The 22,553-nt window shown below is 69.8% G+C and carries 25 protein-coding genes; 12 read left to right on the top strand and 13 right to left on the bottom strand.

All coding sequences use genetic code 11. The annotated features are described in order from the left end of the window. Positions 1 to 19 precede the first annotated feature (19 nt). The 6 genes from ACO2Q0_RS16565 to ACO2Q0_RS16540 all read right to left on the bottom strand — a co-directional run bounded on the left by ACO2Q0_RS16565 (position 20) and on the right by ACO2Q0_RS16540 (position 5,139). Complete coding sequence (locus ACO2Q0_RS16565) at positions 20 to 433, bottom strand: four-helix bundle copper-binding protein (protein WP_423352625.1); 414 nt, start codon at positions 431 to 433, stop codon at positions 20 to 22. Between the two features lie 86 nt (positions 434 to 519). After that, positions 520 to 843: a hypothetical protein gene (locus tag ACO2Q0_RS16560; protein ID WP_423352624.1), complete on the bottom strand. Its 324-nt coding sequence runs from the start codon at positions 841 to 843 to the stop codon at positions 520 to 522. Between the two features lie 147 nt (positions 844 to 990). Beyond that, positions 991 to 1,281, bottom strand: coding sequence for a DUF1153 domain-containing protein (locus tag ACO2Q0_RS16555; protein ID WP_257837393.1), 291 nt, complete (start codon positions 1,279 to 1,281; stop codon positions 991 to 993). A 168-nt stretch (positions 1,282 to 1,449) separates the two neighbouring features. Further along, entirely contained in the window at positions 1,450 to 2,823 is a 1,374-nt protein-coding gene (locus ACO2Q0_RS16550; protein ID WP_423352623.1) for a flagellar hook protein FlgE, read from the bottom strand. A 98-nt stretch (positions 2,824 to 2,921) separates the two neighbouring features. Further along, the gene (locus ACO2Q0_RS16545; RefSeq protein ID WP_423352622.1) at positions 2,922 to 3,650 is read right to left on the bottom strand and encodes a flagellar hook assembly protein FlgD; all 729 of its coding nucleotides are present in this window, start codon (positions 3,648 to 3,650) and stop codon (positions 2,922 to 2,924) included. 1 nt (position 3,651) lies between these two features. Next, on the bottom strand, positions 3,652 to 5,139 hold the full coding sequence (locus ACO2Q0_RS16540; protein ID WP_423352621.1) for a flagellar hook-length control protein FliK: 1,488 nt from the start codon (positions 5,137 to 5,139) through the stop codon (positions 3,652 to 3,654). Between the two features lie 374 nt (positions 5,140 to 5,513). Here ACO2Q0_RS16540 and flgK point away from each other — a divergent pair, with 374 nt between their 5' ends. Genes flgK through ACO2Q0_RS16520 form a run of 4 tightly spaced genes read left to right on the top strand, consistent with a single transcriptional unit; the run spans position 5,514 to position 11,023 of the window. Next, on the top strand, positions 5,514 to 7,613 hold the full coding sequence (gene flgK, locus ACO2Q0_RS16535; RefSeq protein ID WP_423352620.1) for a flagellar hook-associated protein FlgK: 2,100 nt from the start codon (positions 5,514 to 5,516) through the stop codon (positions 7,611 to 7,613). A gap of 11 nt (positions 7,614 to 7,624) precedes the next feature. Beyond that, positions 7,625 to 8,554, top strand: coding sequence for a flagellin (locus ACO2Q0_RS16530; RefSeq protein WP_423352619.1), 930 nt, complete (start codon positions 7,625 to 7,627; stop codon positions 8,552 to 8,554). A gap of 44 nt (positions 8,555 to 8,598) precedes the next feature. Beyond that, positions 8,599 to 9,792, top strand: a complete 1,194-nt coding sequence (mnmA, locus tag ACO2Q0_RS16525; protein ID WP_423352618.1) for a tRNA 2-thiouridine(34) synthase MnmA — start codon at positions 8,599 to 8,601, stop codon at positions 9,790 to 9,792. Between the two features lie 37 nt (positions 9,793 to 9,829). After that, positions 9,830 to 11,023 (top strand): acetyl-CoA C-acyltransferase, encoded by a 1,194-nt coding sequence (locus ACO2Q0_RS16520; RefSeq protein WP_423352617.1) that lies wholly within the window; start codon positions 9,830 to 9,832, stop codon positions 11,021 to 11,023. 6 nt (positions 11,024 to 11,029) lie between these two features. Here ACO2Q0_RS16520 and ACO2Q0_RS16515 read toward each other — a convergent pair whose 3' ends face one another. Beyond that, positions 11,030 to 11,554 (bottom strand): DUF3617 domain-containing protein, encoded by a 525-nt coding sequence (locus ACO2Q0_RS16515; RefSeq protein WP_423352616.1) that lies wholly within the window; start codon positions 11,552 to 11,554, stop codon positions 11,030 to 11,032. Positions 11,555 to 11,648: 94 nt separating this feature from the next. Here ACO2Q0_RS16515 and ACO2Q0_RS16510 point away from each other — a divergent pair, with 94 nt between their 5' ends. After that, complete coding sequence (locus ACO2Q0_RS16510) at positions 11,649 to 11,915, top strand: GNAT family N-acetyltransferase (RefSeq protein ID WP_423352615.1); 267 nt, start codon at positions 11,649 to 11,651, stop codon at positions 11,913 to 11,915. A gap of 401 nt (positions 11,916 to 12,316) precedes the next feature. On the opposite strand, the gene ACO2Q0_RS16505 is transcribed toward ACO2Q0_RS16510, so the two are convergent. Next, entirely contained in the window at positions 12,317 to 12,610 is a 294-nt protein-coding gene (locus tag ACO2Q0_RS16505; RefSeq protein ID WP_423352614.1) for a hypothetical protein, read from the bottom strand. Positions 12,611 to 12,938: 328 nt separating this feature from the next. Between ACO2Q0_RS16505 and ACO2Q0_RS16500 the strand changes: the two genes are divergently transcribed. Further along, a complete protein-coding gene (locus tag ACO2Q0_RS16500; protein ID WP_423352613.1) occupies positions 12,939 to 13,304 on the top strand; it encodes a hypothetical protein in 366 nt (121 codons plus the stop codon). A 489-nt stretch (positions 13,305 to 13,793) separates the two neighbouring features. Here ACO2Q0_RS16500 and ACO2Q0_RS16495 read toward each other — a convergent pair whose 3' ends face one another. Continuing rightward, on the bottom strand, positions 13,794 to 14,189 hold the full coding sequence (locus tag ACO2Q0_RS16495) for a GFA family protein (RefSeq protein WP_423352612.1): 396 nt from the start codon (positions 14,187 to 14,189) through the stop codon (positions 13,794 to 13,796). 325 nt (positions 14,190 to 14,514) lie between these two features. On the opposite strand from ACO2Q0_RS16495, the gene ACO2Q0_RS16490 reads away from it, so the two are divergent. Further along, positions 14,515 to 14,811 (top strand): hypothetical protein, encoded by a 297-nt coding sequence (locus ACO2Q0_RS16490; RefSeq protein ID WP_423352611.1) that lies wholly within the window; start codon positions 14,515 to 14,517, stop codon positions 14,809 to 14,811. Positions 14,812 to 15,058: 247 nt separating this feature from the next. On the opposite strand, the gene uvrB is transcribed toward ACO2Q0_RS16490, so the two are convergent. Beyond that, positions 15,059 to 17,311 carry an excinuclease ABC subunit UvrB gene (uvrB, locus tag ACO2Q0_RS16485; protein ID WP_423352610.1) on the bottom strand — a complete coding sequence of 751 codons (2,253 nt, stop codon included), beginning with the start codon at positions 17,309 to 17,311 and terminating at the stop codon, positions 15,059 to 15,061. Between the two features lie 85 nt (positions 17,312 to 17,396). Here uvrB and ACO2Q0_RS16480 point away from each other — a divergent pair, with 85 nt between their 5' ends. Then, positions 17,397 to 18,176, top strand: coding sequence for a peptidylprolyl isomerase (locus tag ACO2Q0_RS16480; RefSeq protein ID WP_423352609.1), 780 nt, complete (start codon positions 17,397 to 17,399; stop codon positions 18,174 to 18,176). A gap of 62 nt (positions 18,177 to 18,238) precedes the next feature. After that, positions 18,239 to 18,412: a hypothetical protein gene (locus ACO2Q0_RS16475; protein WP_423352608.1), complete on the top strand. Its 174-nt coding sequence runs from the start codon at positions 18,239 to 18,241 to the stop codon at positions 18,410 to 18,412. Here ACO2Q0_RS16475 and ACO2Q0_RS16470 read toward each other — a convergent pair. Then, a complete protein-coding gene (locus ACO2Q0_RS16470) occupies positions 18,409 to 18,588 on the bottom strand; it encodes a hypothetical protein (protein WP_423352607.1) in 180 nt (59 codons plus the stop codon). The genes ACO2Q0_RS16475 and ACO2Q0_RS16470 overlap by 4 nt on opposite strands. A gap of 94 nt (positions 18,589 to 18,682) precedes the next feature. Between ACO2Q0_RS16470 and ACO2Q0_RS16465 the strand changes: the two genes are divergently transcribed. Beyond that, positions 18,683 to 19,375 (top strand): Crp/Fnr family transcriptional regulator, encoded by a 693-nt coding sequence (locus ACO2Q0_RS16465; RefSeq protein ID WP_423352606.1) that lies wholly within the window; start codon positions 18,683 to 18,685, stop codon positions 19,373 to 19,375. A gap of 63 nt (positions 19,376 to 19,438) precedes the next feature. After that, complete coding sequence (locus tag ACO2Q0_RS16460; RefSeq protein WP_423352605.1) at positions 19,439 to 20,701, top strand: dicarboxylate/amino acid:cation symporter; 1,263 nt, start codon at positions 19,439 to 19,441, stop codon at positions 20,699 to 20,701. 25 nt (positions 20,702 to 20,726) lie between these two features. Here the strand turns inward: ACO2Q0_RS16460 and ACO2Q0_RS16455 are convergent, their stop codons facing one another. Continuing rightward, the gene (locus ACO2Q0_RS16455) at positions 20,727 to 20,987 is read right to left on the bottom strand and encodes a DUF1294 domain-containing protein (RefSeq protein ID WP_423352604.1); all 261 of its coding nucleotides are present in this window, start codon (positions 20,985 to 20,987) and stop codon (positions 20,727 to 20,729) included. Between the two features lie 91 nt (positions 20,988 to 21,078). Here ACO2Q0_RS16455 and ACO2Q0_RS16450 point away from each other — a divergent pair, with 91 nt between their 5' ends. Beyond that, a complete protein-coding gene (locus ACO2Q0_RS16450; protein ID WP_423352603.1) occupies positions 21,079 to 21,921 on the top strand; it encodes an MBL fold metallo-hydrolase in 843 nt (280 codons plus the stop codon). On the opposite strand, the gene ACO2Q0_RS16445 is transcribed toward ACO2Q0_RS16450, so the two are convergent. Further along, positions 21,918 to 22,529, bottom strand: a complete 612-nt coding sequence (locus tag ACO2Q0_RS16445) for a hypothetical protein (protein WP_423352602.1) — start codon at positions 22,527 to 22,529, stop codon at positions 21,918 to 21,920. The genes ACO2Q0_RS16450 and ACO2Q0_RS16445 overlap by 4 nt on opposite strands. Positions 22,530 to 22,553: the final 24 nt, after the last annotated feature.

Below are 22,553 nucleotides of genomic sequence, written 5' to 3'. Positions count from 1 at the left end.
CCGCGCCCCACGCGCAAGCCTAGTGCCGACTGGGCGTGATCGACCCGGCGGCCTCGCGGCAGGCCGCTTCGCACCGGCGACAGGCCTCGGCGCAGATCCGGCAGTGTTCGTGGCGCTCGGCGTGCTTCTCGCATTCCTCGGCGCACATCCGGCAGGCCTGTTCGCAGGTCTGCAGCATCGACACGATCAGCGCCTCGTTCGAACCGGTCCGGCGCGTCGCCACCTTGCCGGTGGCGGCGCAGATGTCGGCGCAGTCCATGTTCAGGCGGATGCACTGGGTCAGCTCGGCGACCATCTCCTCGCCCAGGCAGGCGTCCGCGCAGCTCGTGCAGACCTGGGCGCAGTCGTAGCATTCCTCGATGCAGCGGATCAGGGCGTCGTTCGTGCTTCCGCGGACGTGTGGATGCGTCGAGATCATCTCGTGGGCATGCATGGGGCTATCCCTCGCTTTTCGTGGATGCGGGTCCAACCCGCCCCGGCGAAGGACGTTCCGCCTTCACGCGGAACTGACGGCGGCCGTCAGGGCCAGGGGCCGTCGGGCTCGCCCACGTGCAGGACCACCTCGTCGCGGGGCCCCGCGCACGCCCAACCCGCGCTCGTGGCGGTCTTCCAGCGGTAGCCGTCCCGCGCGCGCCAACATTGCGGCCCCGGCATCTGCGAGACTTCGGCGGCGCCATAGCCCGCGTGCGCGACGGCGCGCGCGACGTTGTCCATCCGCCGATCGACGTTCCAGGCGTGCAGCCCGGCGCCTGCGCCGGCCAGGATCACCAGGCTCGCCGCGCCGATGGTCAGGGGCAGGCGCGCCCTGGGCCCGCGGGTGTTGTCGAGGGGATTGCCACGCATCATCGCGCCTCCCGTGCAGATGACACTTGTCATCTGGCCATGGGTCGACCGGGGTCGTCAAGCGAAAGCGGTCATGAAAACGGCCGCGCCCGGAGGGTTGGGCGCGGCCGGTACTTCGCGAACCTGTCCGGGGGAAGTTGGGTCGGTTCAGCGATACTGTTGCAGGCGGGTGGTCCGGAGGCCGGCCATCCCGTGGCGATCGATCGAGCGTTGCCAGGACAGGAACTCGTCGCTGGTCAGCGAATACCGCTCGAGGGCGTCCTCCAGCGAGATCAGCCCGCCGCGGACGGCGGCGACGACCTCCGCCTTGCGGCGGATCACCCACCGGCCCGTGTTGGGCGGCGGCAGGTCCTTGATCGTCAGAGGCGCGCCCGTCGGACCGATGACATAGCTCTCGCCCCGACTGTTCGTGCGCAGCTGCTGCGTCTGTTGCAACATGGCTCTTATGGCCTTCCCACCATCACTGTTGATGGCGTCCATACGCCGCGCCCGTTACCGGCCGCTGAATCGCTACAGTAAAGAAACACCTAACCATACACTCCCCCGTGTACCAATTTGATACTATTCTAACCGTTTACGGCGGTTAATCTAAGCTAATGGGAAGTTCTAACGCTTGATGTTGATAAGCTCTTCCAGCATCTGATCGGCAGTCGTGATGATCTTCGAGGATGCTGAGTAGGCTTTCTGAGTGGCGATCAGGCCGGTGAACTCGGCCGACAGGTCGACGGTCGAGGCTTCGAGGCTGGACGGCGAGATCGCGCCCGCGCCGCCGACGCCGGGTTCCTTCACCACCATTTCGCCGGCCGGGATCGTGGGCCGGTAGGCGTTGCCGCTCACCGCCCGCAGAGCGTTGGCGTTGGGGAAGGTCGCGATGCCGATCTTGGCGATCTTGCGGATCTGACTGTTGTCGTAGATCGCCGAGACGATCCCGGACTCGTCGACCTCGATGGCGATGACGTTGCCCACGCCGGCGCCGTCGGTGCTGATCGAGTTCACCGTCGAAGTCGAGGCGTACTGGCTGAGCTTCGTCAGATCGATGTCGAGGCTCTGCGCCGCGAGGCCAAGGCCCGGCGCCCAGCGGGCGCCGGTCGCGGCCGTCGAGGCGCCCAGGTTCAGGCTCTTCAGCGCGTTGCTGGTCGCCGTCATGTTGATGGTGCCGTCAGCATTGAACACCACGTTGCCGGTGGCGAGCTGGCCGGCCGGGTCGGTACCGTTCGGCACGATGTCGGTGGCGGGCACCGCATAGATTTCCGCCCGCCAGGTATTGGCGGCGGTGTCCTTCAGCATCGCCATGGCGACCTTGCGCGACCCGCCGGCGGAGTCGACGACGTTCATCTCGATGACGAAGTCCGGCTTCGTGCCGGTCGCGCCGTTGCTGCTCGAGTACAGCGCCATCGAGTTCGTGGCGGCGTTGTAGCCGGCGAGGCCCGACGAGACGGTCGTGCCCTTGTTCACGTTGGCGCTCACGCCCAGCTCGGTCGTCGGGGCAACGGCTGCGCCGAGGTTCTTCACATTGATCGAGCGCATCGCGTTCAGGTCTGACGGATTCACCGCGAAGGAGCCGTCGGCCTGGATCGGCCAGCCCTGAAGATAGAGGTTGGCGTCGTTCACCAGGAAGCCGTCGGAGTCGACTCCGAACGAGCCCGAGCGGGTGAAGCTGCGCGCATCGGCGGGCGTGAGGCCAAGGCCCTTGCCCGCAACCACGAAGAAGCCGTCGCCCGAGATGGCGAGATCCGTGGTCGAGCCGGAGGCCTGGATCAGGCCCTGCTGGCTGACGAACTGCCGGGTGACGCTCTGCACGCCGCCGGCCGCGTACTTGCCCTTCACCGCCTGGGCGGTGACGACATTGGCGAAGTTCACCTGATTGCGCTTGTAGGCGACCGTGTTGACGTTCGCGATGTTGTCCGAGATGGCCGCGAGCGCCGAGGAGTTGGCCACCAACCCCGAGACGCCTGCGAGCATGGCCGAATTGATGCTCATGGCTTAGTTCCGTTCTTCTCCATTGGGTCCGCTTCCTGCGGAGGGTCGGCTCCTGGAGCCGCCGGTGGAGACGACGTTCTGCCGTCCGGGTTGTGGGTTCAGTCCGCGTCCTCCGTCGGCGGCGGATTCGAGGTGTCGTCCTCGGTCTCCGTCGGCGGCGGCGCGGCTTGCGCCTGTTTGATCGTGACGATGTGGTTCCACAGGACCGGAGCCCCGTTGACCGTGATCAGCGTGTCGCCGTTCGACTGCTCCACGCCCGTCACCACGCCTTCGATCGAGACGGTCGTCGGGATGGTGGCGTAGTCGCTGTCCTTGGCCGTGACGCGCAGGCTGTAGATGCCGTCGGGCATCTTCACATTGTTGGCGTCCTTGCCGTCCCACGTGACCTTGTGGTCGCCGGCTTTCAGCCCCTTGGCTTCCTCGGGCGCGAGGACCTTCACGACCTTGCCCTTGGAATCCAGCACCTCGAGCTTCACGTCGTTGGCGTCGCGCGGCAGGGTGTAGATCCACTCGGCCTTGCCGTTCTGCAGCTTGGCGTCGGTGGTGGCCGCGCGGACCTCCTTGCCGATCAGGCTCACGGCCGTCGCCACCCCGTTGGTCGTGTTGGAGACCAGCGACTTCAGCAGGTCGTTGGTCAGCAGCTGCTGCTCGACCCCCGTCATCTGCACGATCTGCTGGGTGAACTGGTTGGAATCCAGCGGCGACAGCGGGTCCTGGTTCTTGAGCTGCGCAGTGAGCAGCGCCAGGAACGTGTCGAAGCTCTCGGCCAGCCGTGTGCGGCCGATGGCGCTGGCGTCTCCCCCTGTTCCGGATACGGCGTCGACCATGTCAGATCCTCACGTCCACGCCGGCCGTCACGCCGCGCCGCAGCCTCAGTTCGCCCGAGGCGGCGGCGAGGTCGGCCTCGTTCGCCGCGTCCATCGCCTGCTGGAAGGCGCGGCCGCGGAAGCCGCCCTGCTGCTGGCCCTCGCCCCAGTCCTGCCGGGCCTGGCCGCGATCGCCGGCCACGTCGAAAGACAAGCCGCCGGACAGATCGAAGCCGGCCTGTTCCAGCGCCTTGTGCAACTCGCCGGATCGCGTTCTCAGCTCGGCGGCGGCCTGCGGGTTCTCGAAGCTGAGCGAAGCCGTCATCCGGCCGTGGGCGCCGATCTCGACCCGCACGTCGACCTTGCCCAGGCCGACCGGATCGAGCTCCAGGTCGAAGCGCGTGGAGCGGGCCTCCAGCTTCTTGACGATCTGGGCCGCGAGGTTCGCGACGGTCTCGGGCGCGCCGCGAACGGGATGGGCTTGGGGCGCCGCGGCCTGTGAGGCCTGGGTGGTCGCCTTCGTCTCGGCGGTCTGTGGCTGCTCGAGCGCCTCCGGCAGGTCGGCCTTGCGGGCTTCCGGCTGGGGCGTGTCGATCTTCGGCGCCTTGGCCGCCGCGTCGCCCTTGCCCGTGGGCGAGGCGGTCGGGTCGGTCGTGGCGCCGCCGCGGGCGTTCAGGGGCTCCGCCTTGGCGTCCTCGGCCTTGGCGCTGCGCTCCGAGACCGAACCCTTCTTGTCCTTCTCCTTCTTGGAAGGGGACATCTGCGGGGGCGCGTCCGCGGCCTTGGTGATCTCTTCACGCGCGCCCGCCTCGGTCATGACCTCCGGCGTCGGGAGCGCGGCTGCGTCCTCGGTCGGCTGCGGGGCGTCGGGGAGGACCGGTGCGGACGTGCCCGCCTGCGGGTTCAGAGCAGCCGTCGGCGGCGGAGTCTGGGGTGCGGTCGCAGCCGTGGCCGGCGTAGGCGCCGCGACCGGGGGCTGGGCGGCGGTCGTGGTGGCGGGCTTTGGCGCCGAGAGGGCCGCCGTGACGGGCGCATTCGAAGCCGCGGGTTCGGACGGCGCCGCTTCCACGCCGCCGGTCGGCGGCGCAACCTGTGCGGCGGGAGCGGGCGAGGAGGCGGTCGCGGGCGGCGCAGCCGTGGTCTCGGCCGGCGACGCGGCTGGCGCGGGTGCGGGAGCGTTCAGGGCCACGAGCAGGGCGTCAGGCGCAGCCGCGTTCGAATCCGGCTGACCGGCCTCGGGCGGGTTGGGCTCGGCGGGAGCGGCGTCTTCAGGGAGCTCGGCGGCGTCCTCGAAGCTCACGAACATGGCGCCCGCGGCGGGAGCGGTCGCGATCGCCTGAGCCGGCGTCGGGACAGTCCCGCCCGCTGGCACGCCCGCGATGTCGGTTTCGCCGAACAGGGCAGCCAGCAGCGCCTCGAATCCCGCCAGCGGACCCACGGCCTGGCCGCTCCCAGCGCCGGTCAGGCCGGGCAGGACGCTCGTTGCGGGATTGATCGCGGCAGCGGTCATGCGGGAGGTTCGAAAAGCCGTGTGACGAGGTTCAGCGCGTGCTGCGCCGGGTCCATTCGACCGTTCCGGAGCAACCTTCGCGCCAATCGGCCAAGTCTCGGAATTCGTTGCGGAATGCCTTGCGGGTGAAGGGTCCCGGATCGCCCGCCCGCGGCGGAATTTGCCGGGCCGGTGGGGCGTTCCCTGCCGCCCTGGGGAACCGTCTCTCGTTCTGGCGCCGGACTTGCGCTGCTTGTTGCGAGCTCACCGGGCCTAGAAGGGCCCATCCTTGAAATTATTAGGTTTTCCCCGGCGCCTTATGCGCGTGTTCACCCTTCTCCCGGCAGAAACCGCCGGGCCGGGGGGTGAGCCTTTGCCGGGTGGAGCGTTAAGCGATGTCGCTGAGCGTCACTCTGAAGACCGGGGCCTCGGGCCTCAACGCCGCCCAGGCCGCCCTGCGCGCGGTGTCGGACAACATCGCCAACGTCAACACGCCCGGCTACGTCCGCAAGGCGGTGGACCAGCAGCCGCTCGTCGTGGACGGCGTCGGCATGGGCGTCCGCGTCCAGGGCGTGAAGCGCATCACCGACGACTATCTGCAGGCCGCCAGCCTGACCGCGGCGTCGGACTCCAACCGTTGGGCGGCGGTTTCACAGTACCTCGACAACGCTCAGAGCCTGTTCGGCAATCCGTCGAGCGAGACCTTCTTCTTCAACCGCCTCGACGCGATCTTCGGCGCCTTCGCCACGGCCGCCGACGATCCTTCGTCCAGCCTGCTGCGCACCCAGGCGCTGTCGAACGTGCAGGACTTCCTCTCCGAGGCCGATCGGATCAACAGCCAGCTCGACGAACTGGGCGACACGGTCGAGACGAAGATCATCGCAGACGTCGACCGCGCCAACAGCCTGCTGTCGCAGATCAACCAGCTGAACGTCGAGATCAGCCGCGCAAAGCTGGTGAACGCCGACGCGTCGGGCTCGGAGAACATCCAGAGCCAGTTGCTCGACGAACTCTCCACCCTGATGAACGTGCGCGTGAACGGGCGCGAGGCCGGGGGAGTGACGGTGCGCTCCACCGAAGGCGTTCTGCTGGCCGGCGACGGCGTGGCCGCCAAGCTCGCCTATGTCCGTAGCGACACCACACCGGGTTACATCACCGCCCAGCCTTCCGAGGGTTCGCCCGCCCAGCCGATCCAGATCACCAGCGGCGAGATCCGCGGCCTGATGGACCTGCGAGACACCGAGCTGCCGGAGCTGTCAGACCAGCTCGGCGAGTTCCTGACCCGGGCCGCCGACCGCATCAATGCCGCCCACAACGCGGCCGTGGCCTATCCCGCGCCCAACATGCTGACCGGCCGCAACACCGGCCTCGACCTGCCGACCGCGATCAGCGGCTTCAGCGGCAGGACCACGATCGCGGTGATGGACGCCGCCGGCGTGCTCGCGCGGCGGGTCGACATCGACTTCACCGCCGGGACCATGAGCGCCAACGGCGGTCCGGCCGTCGCCTTCACCCCAGCGAACTTTCAGACCACCCTGAACAGCCAGCTCGGCGGCCAGGCCACGGTGAACTTCACCAACGGGGCCATGTCGATCGCTGGCGCGGGGTCCAACACCATCGCCGTCGACGAAGGCACATCGCAGAAGTCCGGCCGCGCGTTCTCCCACTTCTTCGGCCTGAACGACCTGATCCGGAACGACGGGTTCGCCAACTACGACACCGGTCTCACAGGCTCGTCGGCGCACGGCTTCACGGCCGGCCAGCAGATATCGCTCCGCCTTTCGGGCCCCGACGGCCAGCCGCTGCGCGACGTCACCGTCACGGTGCCGGCCGCCGGGACGATGAACGACCTGCTGAACGCCCTCAACAACAGCACGACGGGCGTGGGCCTCTACGGCAGCTTCAGCCTGGACGCGAAGGGGAACCTCAGCTTCCAGGGCTCGGGGCCCTCGGACGCCAAGATCTCGGTGATCAGCGATGCGACGCAACGCGGCGTGGGCGGGCCCTCGATGAGTCAGCTCTTCGGCCTGGGCGCGCTCGAGCGCTCCAGCCGCGCGAGCCGGTTCTACGTCGACCCCACGCTGGAGAGCGATCCCACCAGGTTGGCGTTCGGCAAGCTGGACTTCTCCGGCGGCTTCACCCAGCCGCTGATCCGTCCCGGCGACGGCCGCGGCGCCCTGGCGCTGTCCCAGGCCGGCGACGTGGCCACCGGCTTCCAGGCGGCGGGCTCGCTTGGCGACGTGACCATGACCGTCTCGCGCTATGCCTCGGAGTTCGGTGGCTCGATCGGGCGCAACGCCGCCGCGGCCGAGACCCGCAAGGAGAGCGCCGCCGCGGTGATGACCGAGGCCACGGCGCGCCGGCAGTCGGTCGAGGGCGTGAACCTCGACGAAGAGCTGGTGAACATGACGACCTATCAGCAGGCGTTCAACGCCTCGGCCCGCGTGATCCAGGCGGCCAAGGACCTCTACGACGTCCTGCTGGGCATGCTTTGAGGAGCAGCTAGATGGTGACCCGCGTCTCGACACCCGGCAACTACTCGGCCGTCCTCGCCAACCTGCTGGCCGCCCAGCAGCGCCAGATGTCGGCCGGCGAGAAGGTGGCCACGCAGAAGAACGGCTCGGACCTGAAGGACTACGCGCGCGACGCCGAGATGCTGACGGCAATGCGCTCGCTGAAGACGCGCATCGAGACCTACCAGGACCAGAACACCTTCATCTCCGAGCGCCTGGCCACTCAGGACACCGCCCTGAACCAGGTCGCCGACGCCGCCCTCGACGCCCGCCAGGCGATCGCCGACGCCCTGGCCTCGGGCCGCGTCGACACGCTGATGGAGGACCTGCAGGCCCAGTTCCGCAACGCGGTCGAGGGGATGAACGCCCGCTACGGCGGCAAGTACGTCTTCGCCGGCGGCCAGGTGGACACCCGTCCCGTGACCGCCACCGCCCTCGCCGACCTCACCTCGGGGCCCCCGATCGCGAGCTGGTTCAAGAACGACCAGTTCGTCACCAACGCCAAGGTGGACGAGGCGACCTCGGTCCAGGTGGGCCTGCTGGCCGACGACCTCGGCACGGGCCTGCTCACCGCCTTCCAGACCATCCAAGCCTTCCACCAGGGCGGTTCGGGCCCGTTCACCGGCGCCATGACGGCGGCCCAGCGCACCTTCCTTGAAGGCCAGCTCGCCACGTGGGACGGGATTCGCGAGGACCTGACCAACACCACCGCGCGCAACGGCCTGATGCAGAAGCGGGTCGAGAGCGTCCGCGACGACCTGGAGACCCGCGGCAACCAGCTCGCCGGCATGATGGGCGACATCACCGACGCCGACATGCCTGAGGCCGTGGCCCAGCTCGAGCAGGCGCAGATCGCCGTGCAGGCGGCGGCCCACGTCTTCACCGCGTTGCAGGAAAGCTCCCTGCTCAACGTCCTCAAATAGGGCCGGCCTCGAAAACCCGCGCCTCAGCCGCTACATAGGCGGCGATGAGCGTCTGTAGCGCCCCCGTCGCGATCACCGCCGATCGCCTGTCCGACGGCCTCGTCGAGGCCGCCCGCGACGCCGTGCGCCTGCCGCTCGGGACCCGGATCGTCGCGGCCATGTCCGGCGGCGTGGACTCGACCGTCACCGCGGCCCTGCTGGCGCGCGCCGGCTACGATGTCGTCGGGGTGACCCTGCAGCTCTACGATCACGGGGCGGCCGTCCAGAAGAAGGGCGCCTGCTGCGCCGGCCAGGACATCCACGACGCCCGCACGGCGGCCCAGTCGCTGGGCATCCCGCACTACGTCCTCGACTACGAGAGCCGCTTCCGGCAGCAGGTCATCGACGACTTCGCCGACGCCTACCTCCGCGGCGAGACGCCGATCCCCTGCATCCGCTGCAATCAGACGGTGAAGTTCCGCGACCTGCTGGACGTCGCCCGGGAGCTGGGCGCCGAGGCCATGGCCACCGGCCACTACGTCCGCCGGGAAGAAGGGCCGGCCGGGCCCGAGCTGCATCGGGCCGTCGACCCGGCGCGCGACCAGTCCTACTTCCTGTTCGCCACCACGGCCGAACAGCTCGCCTATCTGCGCTTCCCGCTGGGCGGGATGCCGAAGCCCGCCGTGCGCGCGGCCGCCGCCGAGCTGGGCCTCGCCGTCGCCGACAAGCCCGACAGCCAGGACATCTGCTTCGTGCCCGAGGGCAAGTACACCACCCTCATCGACAAGCTCCGGCCCCAGGGCGCCGAGCCCGGCGAGATCGTCCACCTCGACGGCCGGGTGCTGGGCCGCCACGACGGCGTCACCCGCTACACCATCGGCCAGCGCCGGGGGCTGAACGTCGCCGTCGGCGATCCGCTGTTCGTGGTCAGGATCGACGCCGATACGCGACGGGTGATCGTGGGACCGCGCGAGGCGCTGCTCACCCACGCCCTGTCGCTGAAGGAAACCAACTGGCTGGGCGACGAGGCCTCGATCGAGGCCGCCTGCGACGCCGGCCGGCCGGTGCTGGCCCGCGTCCGCTCGACCCGCGAGCCCGCGGCCGGCCGCCTGGCCCTGGTGGACGGCGTACCCGGCGTCGCCTTCGACGCGCCGGAAGAGGGCGTCGCCCCCGGCCAGGCCTGCGTGCTCTATGCCCCGGAAGCGCCCACCCGCGTCCTCGGCGGCGGCTTCATCGCCAGCACGGCCCGCGACGTCTGACCTTCAGTTTCATGGGCCGGTGAATTATCTAAGGCCCATGACCCAATCCTCCGATCCCGTCGTCATCGCTTCCTACGCCCGCACGCCCATGGGCGGCTTCCAGGGCGTGCTCTCGGGCGTGAAGGCCACCGAGCTCGGCGCCGCCGCCGTGCGCGCCGCCGTCGAGCGCGCCAAGGTCGCCCCCGACGCCGTCGAGCAGATCCTGATGGGCTGCGTGCTGCCGGCTGGCCTCGGCCAGGCCCCCGCCCGCCAGGCGGCGCTGGGCGCGGGCCTGCCGAAGTCGGTGGAGGCCACGACGGTCAACAAGATGTGCGGCTCGGGGCTCCAGGCCGCGATCCTCGCCCACGACGCGCTGGCCGCCGGCACCGCCGACGTCATCGTCGCCGGCGGCATGGAGAGCATGACCGGCGCGCCCTACCTGATGACCAAGCACCGTGGCGGCGCCCGCATCGGCCACGACACCCTGTACGACCACATGTACCTGGACGGCCTGGAAGACGCCTACGAGCCCGGCCGGCTGATGGGCTCCTTCGCCGAGGAGACCGCCCGCCAGTACCAGTTCACCCGGGAGGCCCAGGACGAGTACGCCATCGGCTCGCTCACCAAGGCCCGCGCGGCGGTCGAGGGCGGCGCCTTCAAGGCCGAGATCGTCCCGGTCGAGGTGAAGGATCGCCGCGGCGCGGTCACGCTCGTCGAGCACGACGAGCAGCCGCTGAAGGCCGATCCCGCCAAGATCCCGACCCTGAAGCCCGCCTTCGCCAAGGACGGCACGATCACCGCCGCCAACGCCAGCTCCATCTCCGACGGCGCCGCCGCCCTGGTGATGACCCGCGAGAGCGTCGCGCGGACGCTCGGCATGCAGATCGTCGCCCGCGTCGCCGGCCACGGCGCCCACGCCCACGAGCCCGGCCAGTTCACCACGGCCCCGGTGCCCGCCATGCGCAAGGCGCTGAAGCGCGCCGGCTGGAGCGTCGACGACGTGGACCTGTTCGAGGTCAACGAGGCCTTCGCCGTCGTCGCCATGATCGCCGAGCGCGAACTGGGCCTCGACCGCGCGAAGCTGAACGTCAACGGCGGCGCCTGCGCGCTGGGCCACCCCATCGGCGCCTCCGGCGCCCGCATTCTGGCCACCCTGCTCAGCGCCCTCGAGGCCCGCGGCCGGAAGAAGGGCCTGGCCTCGCTCTGCATCGGCGGCGGCGAGGCGGTGGCGATGGCGGTGGAGCTGGCCTGAAGCCGCCTACCGGACGGGACGGGAGTTCAGCACGTTGAACCGCGCGCCGTCGCCCAGCTCCACCTCGCCCGGCCGCCAGCCGGCGGGGCAGGGTCCTTCCAGGACGCCTTCGATCCGCGTCTGATGGCGGCCATTGGCCTTGGCGAATTCCGAGCCCGCGATCAGGGACGTCGCTGTCATCACGAACCGCCGCTTGAGGTCGCCGGTGACATGGCCGGTCACCTCCTGGCGTCCCATGCTCAGCATGTTGCACTGGTGCTCGAACGACCAGCCGTCGCCATCGCGCCAGCTTCGGTTCGCGGGGCACTCGAAGCGGGCCAGCTCGTCGCCCAGCAGGTTCAGCCGCCGGGCCGCCTGATCGTCCAGGCAAATCCGCATCGTCTTGGTCGTGCCGTCCGCGGTCACCGTCTGACGCCAGAGGCCGGCGGCCCGCATCGGCATGATCTCGTCCGGCGCCGGCGTCTGCGCCGCCTCGCGCTGGCACCCGGCCAGCAACAGCCCGCAAAGCACCAGCCCCGCCTGCCACCGCATCTTGCCTTCCCCCGTGCGACGCCCGAGCCTAGGCGGGAGCCGCCGGCCCCGCGAGGGGTTCTATGTAACCGACGTAACAAGGGAGCGCACGGCCATGGCCGACCTTAGGGACACCGGCGACCGCTACGAGATGGACGAGCAGGGCCTCACCAGCCACGCCGACTACCGGCTGAAGGACGGCGTGCTCTACATCGACTACGTCTTCGCCCCGCCGGCGCTGCGCGGCACGGGCGCCTCCGACCGGCTGATGAAGGCCATCGGCGCCGACGCCCGCGCCAAGGGCCTCACCATCACGCCCATCTGCGGCTACGCGGCCACCTGGCTGCGTCGCTCCAGCGAGTTCCGCGACCTGCTGAGCTGAGTTCGCCCCGTACCTCATCTGGGGGAGGCGGGGCCGCCTGGCCCCATGATTAGGTTTGCTCCCGAGGGAGAGCTGTAGGGTCCGACGCCCCCAAGCTTCGGGCCGCAACGGCCGCCCGCGCCGCGCATGCCCCGATACGCGCGGCGCGGGCATGGCTGGGGCGTCAAGCGCCACGGCGTTCGTGCGGCTTCGTGTCTGTTCGTGGTTATCCGATAACCTTGAGGGGCGCAGTTAATGTCCGGCTGCGTCCGGAGGCCTGCGGTCGGGGCGGAGCTCGCGCGCCCGATGGCCAGGATCTTGACCCTTGCGGCCCGCCGGCCGGCCCCTCGCGCGCCGGCCGAAGACGGGTCGTAGGGTCAGGTCACGCCCGTCCCCTTCTGGGACGGCGTGGCCGCGCCGCCTTACGTGCGGGCGACGATCGCTTCCAGGGTCTGGACGCGGCTGTCCATGTCTTCCACCAGGCGGCGGGCCATGTCGCGGACGCCGGGCGGATAGGCTTCGCCGCCCTCGGCGATCTCGGCGGCCATCTCCTCCACGGCCACGATCTGCGCGGTCAGCGCCTTGATGTGGTCCTTGGCGAGCTGCTTGGCTTCTTGCTGCAGGCGCTTCACGCGCTGCGCGACGGTCTCGGTCTTCGAGACGTTCGGACTGATCTTCAGGTCGTTATCGGCGACCACGCTGAGCGACGGTGACATCCTCAAATACCTCAAATCCCAGACCCAGGTTCCTGGAAGATCCGCGGTCCACGATGGCCCGCTGCGGACGATCCTCCGGCCCTGGCTGTCTCAACTTACGCTCATTGACAGCACAGGTTCCCTGTCTCCCGCATGAACGGCGCCGGTTAAGGCTGTTGCCGGGCCGGGTGGGGATTTGTGGTCACGGTGTGTGGTTAGCGGATGTGACTAACGGTTCGGCAGCGGGGGCCTAGCGCCGCAGTCGAGCCGATCGTCGTCGCCCCAAATTGGCGGTTGGCACGAGGCGATCCGAACTTTTAGCTTATGCGAAACGGTGGGGAGCTGCGCCTTGGATGACGCCAAAGAAGATTTGACTCTCACGCAGACTCTTACCGGACGGCTGCGCAACTTTCCCCTAGCGCCGTCCCCAGAGAACGCGATGTACGGCGTCTATGAGGCTGTTTCGAATAGCTTGCACGCTATTCAGGACCAGGGCGACCCGGCGCGTGGTCAGATCGTGGTTTCAGTGTTCCGTAGTGTCGGCGGTGAAGTGGAAGGCTTCTCAGTAGCCGATACTGGGGTTGGTCTGAACGCCGGGAATTTTTCATCATTCCGCCGAATTGACAGCACGACGAAGGCAGTGCGGGGAGGTAAGCTGATTGAGAACAACCGAGTGAGGCATAACGCTCTCTTCGAGAAGCTCGGAATATCCTGAACTGTCCGCCTTTGGGCGTAAAAGGCGTATCGCCTCTCCATCGACTGAGCTGACACCTTCGGCGAAGCGCGTCGCGCTCGCGTTCTTCGCGCCGGCCCCGCCCGTTCTGCTGGTCGCCGTCCTGGCGGGCCTGCTGGGCCTCGCGAGCGGCGGCGTTGCTGGAGCCAGCTTCGCCGGCCTTGTGACGATGACGGGCGCCTTCCTCGGCTGCGGACCGACCCTCGCCGTGGGCGTGCCGCTCTAGCTGATTCTGCGCAGGAGCGTTCGGGCGACGGAGCAGAGCGCGGGCCTTGTGGGCGCACTGCTGGCCGGTATGTGGCCGCTCGCGACGGCCCCGATGCGGTAAGCGCGGGACGGGCCGCTCGACCGCGGGCGACCGTTCACCCTCTTCGGCGGACTCGGCTTCATTGGCGGCCTCGTCTTCTGGGGCATCCCCGAAGGCGTGCGGCGCTCTCGGGCGGAGGCCTCGAGTAGCGGGCCGGTGGCTGGCTAATCCTCCGTCCGCCCCTCGCCCTCGCGGTCCCGCTCATAGCTCCGCTTCAGCGGGAACGCCGGCAGCCAGGCCTCGCGGCGGATGGTCCAGTTCTCGTAGGTCGGGGTGAACCGGTCCGGGGCGTCGAGGGCGCCTAAGTGCACCTCCACCTCGTCGCCGTAGCGGGCGAAGACCGACGAGCCGCAGCGGGGGCAGAAGTGGCGGCCCTTCCAGTCGCGCGTTTCGCCTTGGACGGTGACCGCCCCCTCAGGGAAGATCGCCGCGGCGAAGAAGAGGGCGCCGTGGTGCTTGCGGCAGTCCAGGCAGTGGCAGACGCCGACGCGATACGGCTCGCCCCGCGCCGTCAGGCGGACGTCGCCGCAGAGGCAGCCGCCGGTGATGGGCTCGGACATGGTGGGGCTCCTGGGGCTGGCCGGTCGGGTTCGGGCTTTTAAGTCCTGGCGGGGAGGTTGGCTCCGCCGTGCGGACGCCTCAAGGCGCGGGCTCCGCCCGGCCTTGACCCGCCCACACCGCGCAGCTTGTGGCCTGCCATGGCGCCGGCGCGGCCCTTGTAGCGGCCCATGGACTTCAGGCTTCATAACCTCCGGTAGGGTGGTGTCGGGGCGAGGGGCTTTGGTGGAGAGAAACGACCGCGACGTGGTGCGGGCCATTCGCCGCGCGATCCGGGGCGACAGGCAATCGCCGTGGCTCGGGATTGCCTTCGGAGCCGTGATCGGGGTGGCGCTCGTTGCCGTGCTGGCGAAGTGCCAGCCTGAGCAAGGGCCGCCTGAGAACCTCAAGGGCGAGGTGTTGGCGGTCGAGGTCGTCGTCTCGAAGTTTGGCCACGTCAGCCTGCGGGTCCGTGCGGACACGCCCGACGGCGTCCGCGTGGTGGCGCTTCCGGCTGAGGCCGTTTGCTGGCCGGGAGACCGCATCGAGCTCCGGAAGCGCGGCGCGGTCTACCAGGCTGGGGCGGGCGACTGCTCACCGGGCAGGCGCCGCCGCGCGACCCCTCATCCGTCAGGCTCGGCCTGACACCGTCTCCCGCAGGGGGAGAAGGAGACGGGACACCGTCATCGCCGCCGGGCGCTCGGCACGGAATTTTTGGCGACTGGCGGGCCCCGTGTTACCCTGAACATAACGGGAACGACCCCGCCGCTCTTTCTCAGGTGAATCCGAAGTCCGCAGGCCGCCGAAGGCCTGTGCGCACGTTCGTACGTCTTCCACACGCCCGCGCGCGTGAAAGTCTCCAGCCATACAGGAATATACTGACGGTTCGGCGCTAGCGCCGGCCGCGGCCCTTGCGGAACTGTTCCTGCTTCTCGGCGCGGGCCTCCGCCCGGACGCGCTTGACCGCGTCGCGGTCGCCGGTCTCGCCTTCGCCGGCCAGGGCGTCGGCGGCGAACTCCAGGTCGAGCAGCTTCAGGCGCTTGATCTCGTCCCGCAGCCGCGCGGCCGTCTCGAACTCCAGGTTGGAGGCCGCCTCGCGCATCTGGTTCTCCAGGTCGCGCAGCGTGGTCTTGAAGTTGTCGCCCATGAAGGGCTTGCCGTCCTCGGCGACGCCGACGGGGACGGTGACGCGGTCCTTCTCGTAGGGGCTGGCGAGGATGTCCTTGATCTGGCTCTTCACGCTCTCGGGCGTGATGCCGTGCTCGAGGTTGTAGGCCTGCTGCTTCTCGCGGCGCCGCTGGGTCTCGGCCATGGCGCGTTCCATGGAGCCGGTGATGTGGTCGGCGTAGAGGACGACCTTGCCCTCCACGTTCCGGGCGGCCCGGCCGATGGTCTGGATCAGCGAGGTCTCCGAGCGCAGGAAGCCCTCCTTGTCGGCGTCGAGGATGCCCACGAAGCCGCACTCCGGGATGTCGAGGCCCTCCCGCAGCAGGTTGATACCGACGAGGATGTCGAAGGCGCCAAGCCGCAGGTCACGGATGATCTCGATCCGCTCCAGGGTGTCGACGTCGGAGTGCATGTAGCGCACGCGCAGGCCCTGCTCGTGCATGTACTCGGTCAGGTCCTCGGCCATCTTCTTGGTGAGCACGGTGACCAGGCTGCGGTAGCCCTTGGCGGCCGTCTGGCGGGCCATGTCGATGACGTCGTCCACCTGGCTGAAGCCGTCCTTGGCGACCGGGCGGACCTCAACCGGCGGGTCGATCAGGCCGGTCGGGCGGATGACCTGCTCGGCGAAGACGCCGCCGGTCCGCTCCATCTCCCAGGAGCCCGGGGTGGCCGACACGTGCACCGTGTCGGGCCGCATGGCGTCCCACTCCTCGAACTTCAGCGGCCGGTTGTCGATCGCCGACGGGAGGCGGAAGCCGTACTCGGCGAGCGTGAACTTCCGGCGGTAGTCGCCCCGGTACATGCCGCCGATCTGGGGCACGGTCTGGTGGCTCTCGTCGACGAACAGCAGGGCGTTGTCGGGGATGTATTCGAAGAACGTCGGCGGCGGCTCGCCCGCCCGGCGGCCGGTGAGATAGCGGCTGTAGTTCTCGATGCCGGCGCACGAGCCCGTGGCCTCGATCATCTCGAGGTCGAAGGTGGTGCGCTGTTCGAGACGCTGCGCTTCGAGGAGCTTGCCGTTGGCGACCAGCCAGTCGAGCCGTTCCTTCAGCTCGATCTTGATCTGGTTGATGGCCTGGCGGAGCGTCGGGCGGGGCGTCACGTAGTGGCTGTTGGCGTAGATCTTCACGCCTTCCAGCTCGGCGGTCTTCTTGCCGGTCAGCGGGTCGAACTCGACGATGGCCTCGATCTCGTCGCCGAAGAGGCTGATGCGCCAGGCGCGGTCCTCGTAGTGGGCCGGGAAGATCTCGATGGTGTCGCCGCGCCGCCGGAACGTGCCGCGCTCGAAGGCCTGGTCGTTGCGCTTGTACTGGAGGGCCACGAGGTCGCCGAGCAGCTTCTTCTCGTCGATGCGGTCGCCGGGCTTCAGCTGGAAGGTCATGGCCGAGTAGGTCTCGACCGAGCCGATGCCGTAGATGCACGAGACCGAGGCCACGACGATGACGTCGTCGCGCTCCAGGATCGCCCGGGTGGCCGAGTGGCGCATCCGGTCGATCTGCTCGTTAATCGACGAGTCCTTCTCGATGTAAGTGTCCGTCCGCGGCACGTAGGCCTCGGGCTGGTAGTAGTCGTAGTACGAGACGAAGAACTCGACCGCGTTCTCGGGGAAGAAGCTCTTGAACTCGGAATAGAGCTGCGCGGCCAGGGTCTTGTTGGGGGCGAGGATCAGCGCGGGGCGCTGCGTCTCCTCGATGACCTTGGCCATGGTGAAGGTCTTGCCCGAGCCGGTGACGCCCAGCAGGACCTGGTCGTGCTCGCGGCCTTCGAGACCGGCCACCAGTTCCTTGATCGCCTGGGGCTGGTCGCCGGCCGGCTGGTAGTTGGAGACCAGCTTGAACTTGCGGCCGCCCTCGCTCTTCTGCGGCCGCTCCGGACGGTGCGGCTTCCACAGGAGCGGCATGGTGTTCTCGTCGTAGTCGAACGCGCCGGACATGTCGGCGACGCCGGCTGCGGCGGGGCTCTGGGCGGCTTTGGGCATGGCGTGAACGTAGGTATTTCGGGGCTGTTTCGCTACCTTAACGCACAGGGCTGCTGACAGGAGAGTGGCAGCAGCGGGAGGGCAGATGATCGCACTGGCTTTGGCGGCGGCGCTGGCGGCGCCCTTGGCGGCTTCGGACTTCCGGCCGCTGGACCCGGAGAACACCCTGGTGATCGAGACGACCAAGGGCCGGGTGGTGGTCGAGATGGCGCCGGCGATGGCGCCCAAGGCGGCTGAGCGGGTGAAGCGGCTGGCGCGGGAGGGCGTCTATGACGGCCTGCAGTTCCACCGGGTGATCGACGGCTTCGTCGCCCAGACCGGCAATCCGAACAACCGGGACGGCGGGACTTCAAAGCATCCGGACCTGCCGCCCGAGTTCCAGTTCCGGGCCCCGGCCGAGGCGGTGAGCGTGGCGGTGGAGCGCAGCGACGGGATCGAGGGCCTGCTGGGCGCCACGCCCTTCGCCGGCGTACGGCAGGCGGACGGCAGGGTGCGAGGCTGGGGCGCCTACTGTCCCGGCGTGGTCGGCATGGGGCGGCAGGCCGATCCGGGGACGGCGAACTCGGAGATCTTCTTCATGCGGGCGCCGGCGCGCAGGCTGGACCACGAGTACACGGTCTGGGGCCGGGTGGTGGACGGGCAGGCGGCGGTGAACGCCGTGGCGGTCGGCGAGCCGCCGAAAGTCCCTGACCTGATGCTCAAGGTGCGGGTGGCCGCCGACCTGCCGGACGCCGAGCGGCCGAAGATCCACGTGGCGGACGCGCGGAGCCCGGGCTTCGCCGCCCGGCTGGCGGCGCTGAAGGCCGAGAAGGGCGCGGCCTTCAGCATTTGCGACGTGGAAATCGCCGTTCGCGCGCCAGGGTAATTCTACGCCTGCGACTCTCCGTCCGGTTGTTGTGTCCGCCGGGCGGGCGTAAGCGGCGCCTTATGAAGTACGAAGTGGTCCAGTCCGACGACCAATGGGTCGTCTCCCGCGACGGCCAGGAACTCGCCCGCTTTGCAGGTCAGGACGAGGCGCTGAACGAGGTGGCCGTGCGGCTGCGGGGCGCCGACGCCGACGCACCCACCGCGCTCTGCATGCGCTACGAGCGCCGCGGCTAGGCCGGCTTCGGCTGCCTCCGGGCCTCGGCGGCGGCGGCGGCCAGACGGCGGGCGGACTCCTCGGCGGCCTCGGGCGTCAGCGACACGGCGATCGACTCTGGCCCCAAGACCACGACTTCGCCCTCGACGGCCTGGGCGTTCATCGCCTCGGTAAGCGGCGCACTGTAAGCATTCATGTTTCGGACCCTGCGCCGCGCACAACACGAGGCGAGGGCATGGCGTTCCCGGCGCCGGCGTGAACTGGCTTGGCCGCACCGCGTTCTTGGACGCGTGAGCCGCATCAATCACTTCCTCGACAGCCTGGACGCCCAGGACATGGCCGCGATCGCGCCGCGCCTCGAACGCGTGACGCTGAAGCGGGACGATGTGCTGACGGAGGCCGGCGCGCCGGTGACCCACGTCCATCTTCCGATCGACTGCATCCTGTCGGTGGTGACGGTGATGCTGGACGGCGCCCAGATCGAGAGCCGCACCATCGGCCGCGAGAGCGGCTACGGCCTGCTCCACGCCCTCGGCTCGAGGATCGCCTACGAGACCATGCTGGTGCAGGTGCCGGGCGACGCCTGGCGGATCGCCACCGCGGAACTGCAGGCCGCGGCGGCGAAGAGCCCCGCGCTGACCCGCGCCATTGTCCAGCACGCCCAGGCAAGCCAGGTTCAGGCGGCCCGCGCGGCGGCGTGCAACGCGCTCCATCCGGCCGAGAGGCGCCTGTGCCGCTGGCTGCTCCTGACCCAGGACCGGCTGGACTCGGACCTCGTACCGCTGACCCAGGAGCATCTGTCGATCATGCTGGGCGTGCAGCGGACGACGGTGACGGGCATCGCCACCCAGCTCCAGAGCCGCGGCGCGATCCGCTATTCCCGCGGCCGCATCCGCATCCTGGACCGCGGCGCGCTCGAGACCTGCGCCTGCGAATGCTACGCGGCCATACAGGACACGGTGCGCCGGGTCCTGGAAGACTGATCCCGCTTGCAGCCGTCCCCTGAACCAGGCCACATCGCGCGTTCTTCTTCCGGAGGGTTGGGGTTGCGGCTGCTGAAGTCCCTGAGCGTGCGGGTGCTGCTGGGCCTGATCCTGGGCCTGGGCATCGGGGCCGTCGCCGCGGCCGGCGGCGACCCGACGGTGGCCAAGGTCATCGAAGGCGTCGAGGCGTTCGGCGGCCTCTGGCTCAACGCGCTGCGGATGACCGTCATCCCCCTGATCTTCGCCATCCTCGTGACGGGGATCGCCCAGGTGTCGGACGCCGCGGCGACGGGGCGGCTGGCGCTCCGGGCGCTGGGCTGGTTCCTGGGGCTGCTGCTGCTGGGCTCGCTTTACAGCATCGTCTTCACCAACGGCCTTCTGGCCCTGTGGCCGGTTTCGCCGGAAGGGGCCATGGCGCTGCGAGCCGGTGCGCCCGGCACGTCGATCGAGTCGGCGACGCCCGACTTCGCCGCCTGGATCCGCAGCCTCGCCCCGTCGAACCCGGTGAAGGCGGCGGCGGAGGACGCCGTGCTGCCGCTGGTGGTGTTCGCGATCTTCACGGGCTTCGCCCTCACCCGCCTGCCGCCCGAGCGCGGCCGGCTGCTCGTCGACATCTTCCAGGCGATCGGCGACGCCATGATCATCATCGTCCGCTGGGTGCTCCTGGCCGGCCCCATCGGCGTCTTCTGCCTGGGTCTGGGCGTCGGACTGCGGGCCGGCGTCGGCGCGGCCGGGACGCTCGGCCACTACATCGCGGTTGTCTCCCTGACCGGCCTCGGCATCACCATCATCGGCTACCTGCTGGCGGTGACCGTCGGGCGCGTGCCGCTCGGCCGCTGGGCGCGGGCCACGGGGCCTGTGCTCGCGACGGCCTTCGCCACCCAGTCGTCGCTCGCCTGCCTGCCGGCGATGATCGAGCGCAGCCGCGACGACCTGGGCGTGCCGCAGCGGATCGCGGGCCTGGTGTTGCCGCTGGCCGTCGCCGTCTTCCGGATGACCAGCCCGGTGATGAACCTGGCCGTGGCGATCTTCGTCGCCCACGTCTACGGACTGGAGCCCACGCCGCTGCAGTACGCCGGCGCGGTGCTGGTGGCGCTCGCGGTCAGCGTCGGCTCGGTGGGCCTGCCGGGGCAGGTCTCGTTCATCATCAGCGTCGGCCCGATATGCCTGGCGCTGGGCCTGCCGATCGAGATCCTGCCGATCCTGCTGGCCGTGGAGGTCGCGCCCGACATCTTCCGCACCCTGGGCAACGTGACCGGGGACATGGCGGTGACCTCCATCCTGGCGCGCGACGCGCCCAAGGCGCCCGAACCGGAAGACGCCTGAGCCGGGCGCCGCTCGGCGCCGGCCGCTACCGGCCGAGAGCGATCCAGATGGCGCAGGCGGCCTGGGCCGCGGCGATCGACCAGAGCAGGCTGCGGAACGGCTCCTTGCGGGTCTTGTGGCGCAGCAGCTGCTGGGCGGCGATCGCGCCCGGCGCGCCGCCCGCGGCGGCCAGCAGCAGCAGGGTGGCCTCGGGCGTCCGGCGCTCGCCCGCGACGGCGGCGCGCTTGTCAGCCGCGAAGGCGAACCAGGTGACGAGACTGGCGACGGCGATCCAAGCGAGGAGCATGCCGCTCGCCTAGCGCGTCGACCGCTAACAAATGATCCCACCCGGAACGGCGTCATGGCTGCCCGGTTGAGCCTCCGCACGGAGGGACGCCATGCGGATCCATCACCTCAACTGCGGCACCGACTGCCCGTTCGGCGGCGCCGTCTTCGACGGACGCAGCAAGGGTCCGCTGGGCCACCTCGTCTGCCACTGCCTGCTGGTGGAGACCGACGCCGGTCTGGTGCTGGTGGACACCGGTTATGGCCTGCGCGACGTGCGCGACCCCTTTCCGCGCCTGAGCCGCCCGCTCGCCGCCATGCTGAACATCCGGCTGCGGGAAGAGGAGACGGCGGTGCGCCAGGTCGAGCGGCTTGGCTTCTCGCCGGCCGACGTCCGCCACATTGTCATCACCCACCTGGACTTCGACCATGCCGGCGGGCTGGAGGACTTCCCCAACGCCACGGTGCACCTCACCCGGACCGAGTTCGAAACCTATCGGACCGAGCGCCGGGGCTTCATCATGAAGAACCGCTACCGGCCGATGCAGGTGGACGAGGTGCGGAACTGGCGGACGTATGACGCCGAGGGCGACGGCTGGTTCGGTTTCGACGCGGTGCGGCAGCTCGACGGGCTGCCGCCGGAGATCCTGCTCATCCCGCTGAAGGGCCACACCTGGGGCCACGCGGGCGTCGCCGTCGACACCGACGACGGCTGGCTGCTGCACGCCGGCGACGCCTACTTCTACCGCGACGAGGTGCGCCGTCCCGACCGGCGCTGCACGCCGGGGCTGCGGGGCTACCAGACCATGATGGAGGTCGACCGCGCCTCACGCCTGGCCAACCAGGGTCGGTTGCGGGCGCTGTCGCTGGACCGCGCCGCGGGCGTCAGGATGATCTGCGCCCACGACGTGGTCGAGTTCGAGGCCTGCGCGGGTGGGCGCCCGCTGGCCGCCTAGACGCCGGGCGGGGTTTCGGCCGGCGGAGCCGGTGGCTCGGCCGGCGCGGGATCGGCGGCCGGGACCTCCGGCTCGGCGCCGCGCAGGGTGGCGGCGGCCAGCAGCGAGCGCTGCTCCAGGGCGGAGGCGGTGGTCTCGCACTTGGCCGGCAGGGCCCAGCTCATCCACTCCTGGGCCTTGCGGGCCTTGGTGACCTCCGGGCCGGCGTTCCAGACACTGCGGCCCTGCTTCACGGCCTCGGCGCCGACGGTGTTGATCGGGCGGACGGACGCCTTCTCGGCGGCGGTGAGAGCCGACTGGAACAGCTTCAGCTTGGCGCGGCCGTCCTTCTGCATGTCGGCATAGACCTTCATGTCGTCCTCGAGCTTCGTCCCGGGCTTCCGGAACTGCTTCTCGATGCGGGTGACTTCGGGGATCACCTCGTCGTGCATGTCGAGGTAGCCGCGCAGCGCGCCGTAGCACCAGGCGACGAACTGGTAGTCCTCGCGCGGGGCGCCCGTGGGCCAGCGGTCTTCCGAGGCTGTGGCCGGCGGCGCGGCCTCGGTCGCGGGCGCGGCGGCCGGAGCATCTTGCGCGAAGAGGGCGAGGGCGATGGCAAGCGGGGTCATGCGGAACCTTGTGGTCAGGAATTT

Source organism: Phenylobacterium sp. VNQ135, from assembly GCF_049445735.1.
Lineage (GTDB): Bacteria > Pseudomonadota > Alphaproteobacteria > Caulobacterales > Caulobacteraceae > Phenylobacterium.
Note: the sequence above shows the minus strand (reverse complement) of the source record. Positions and strands in the feature narration are given on the sequence as shown.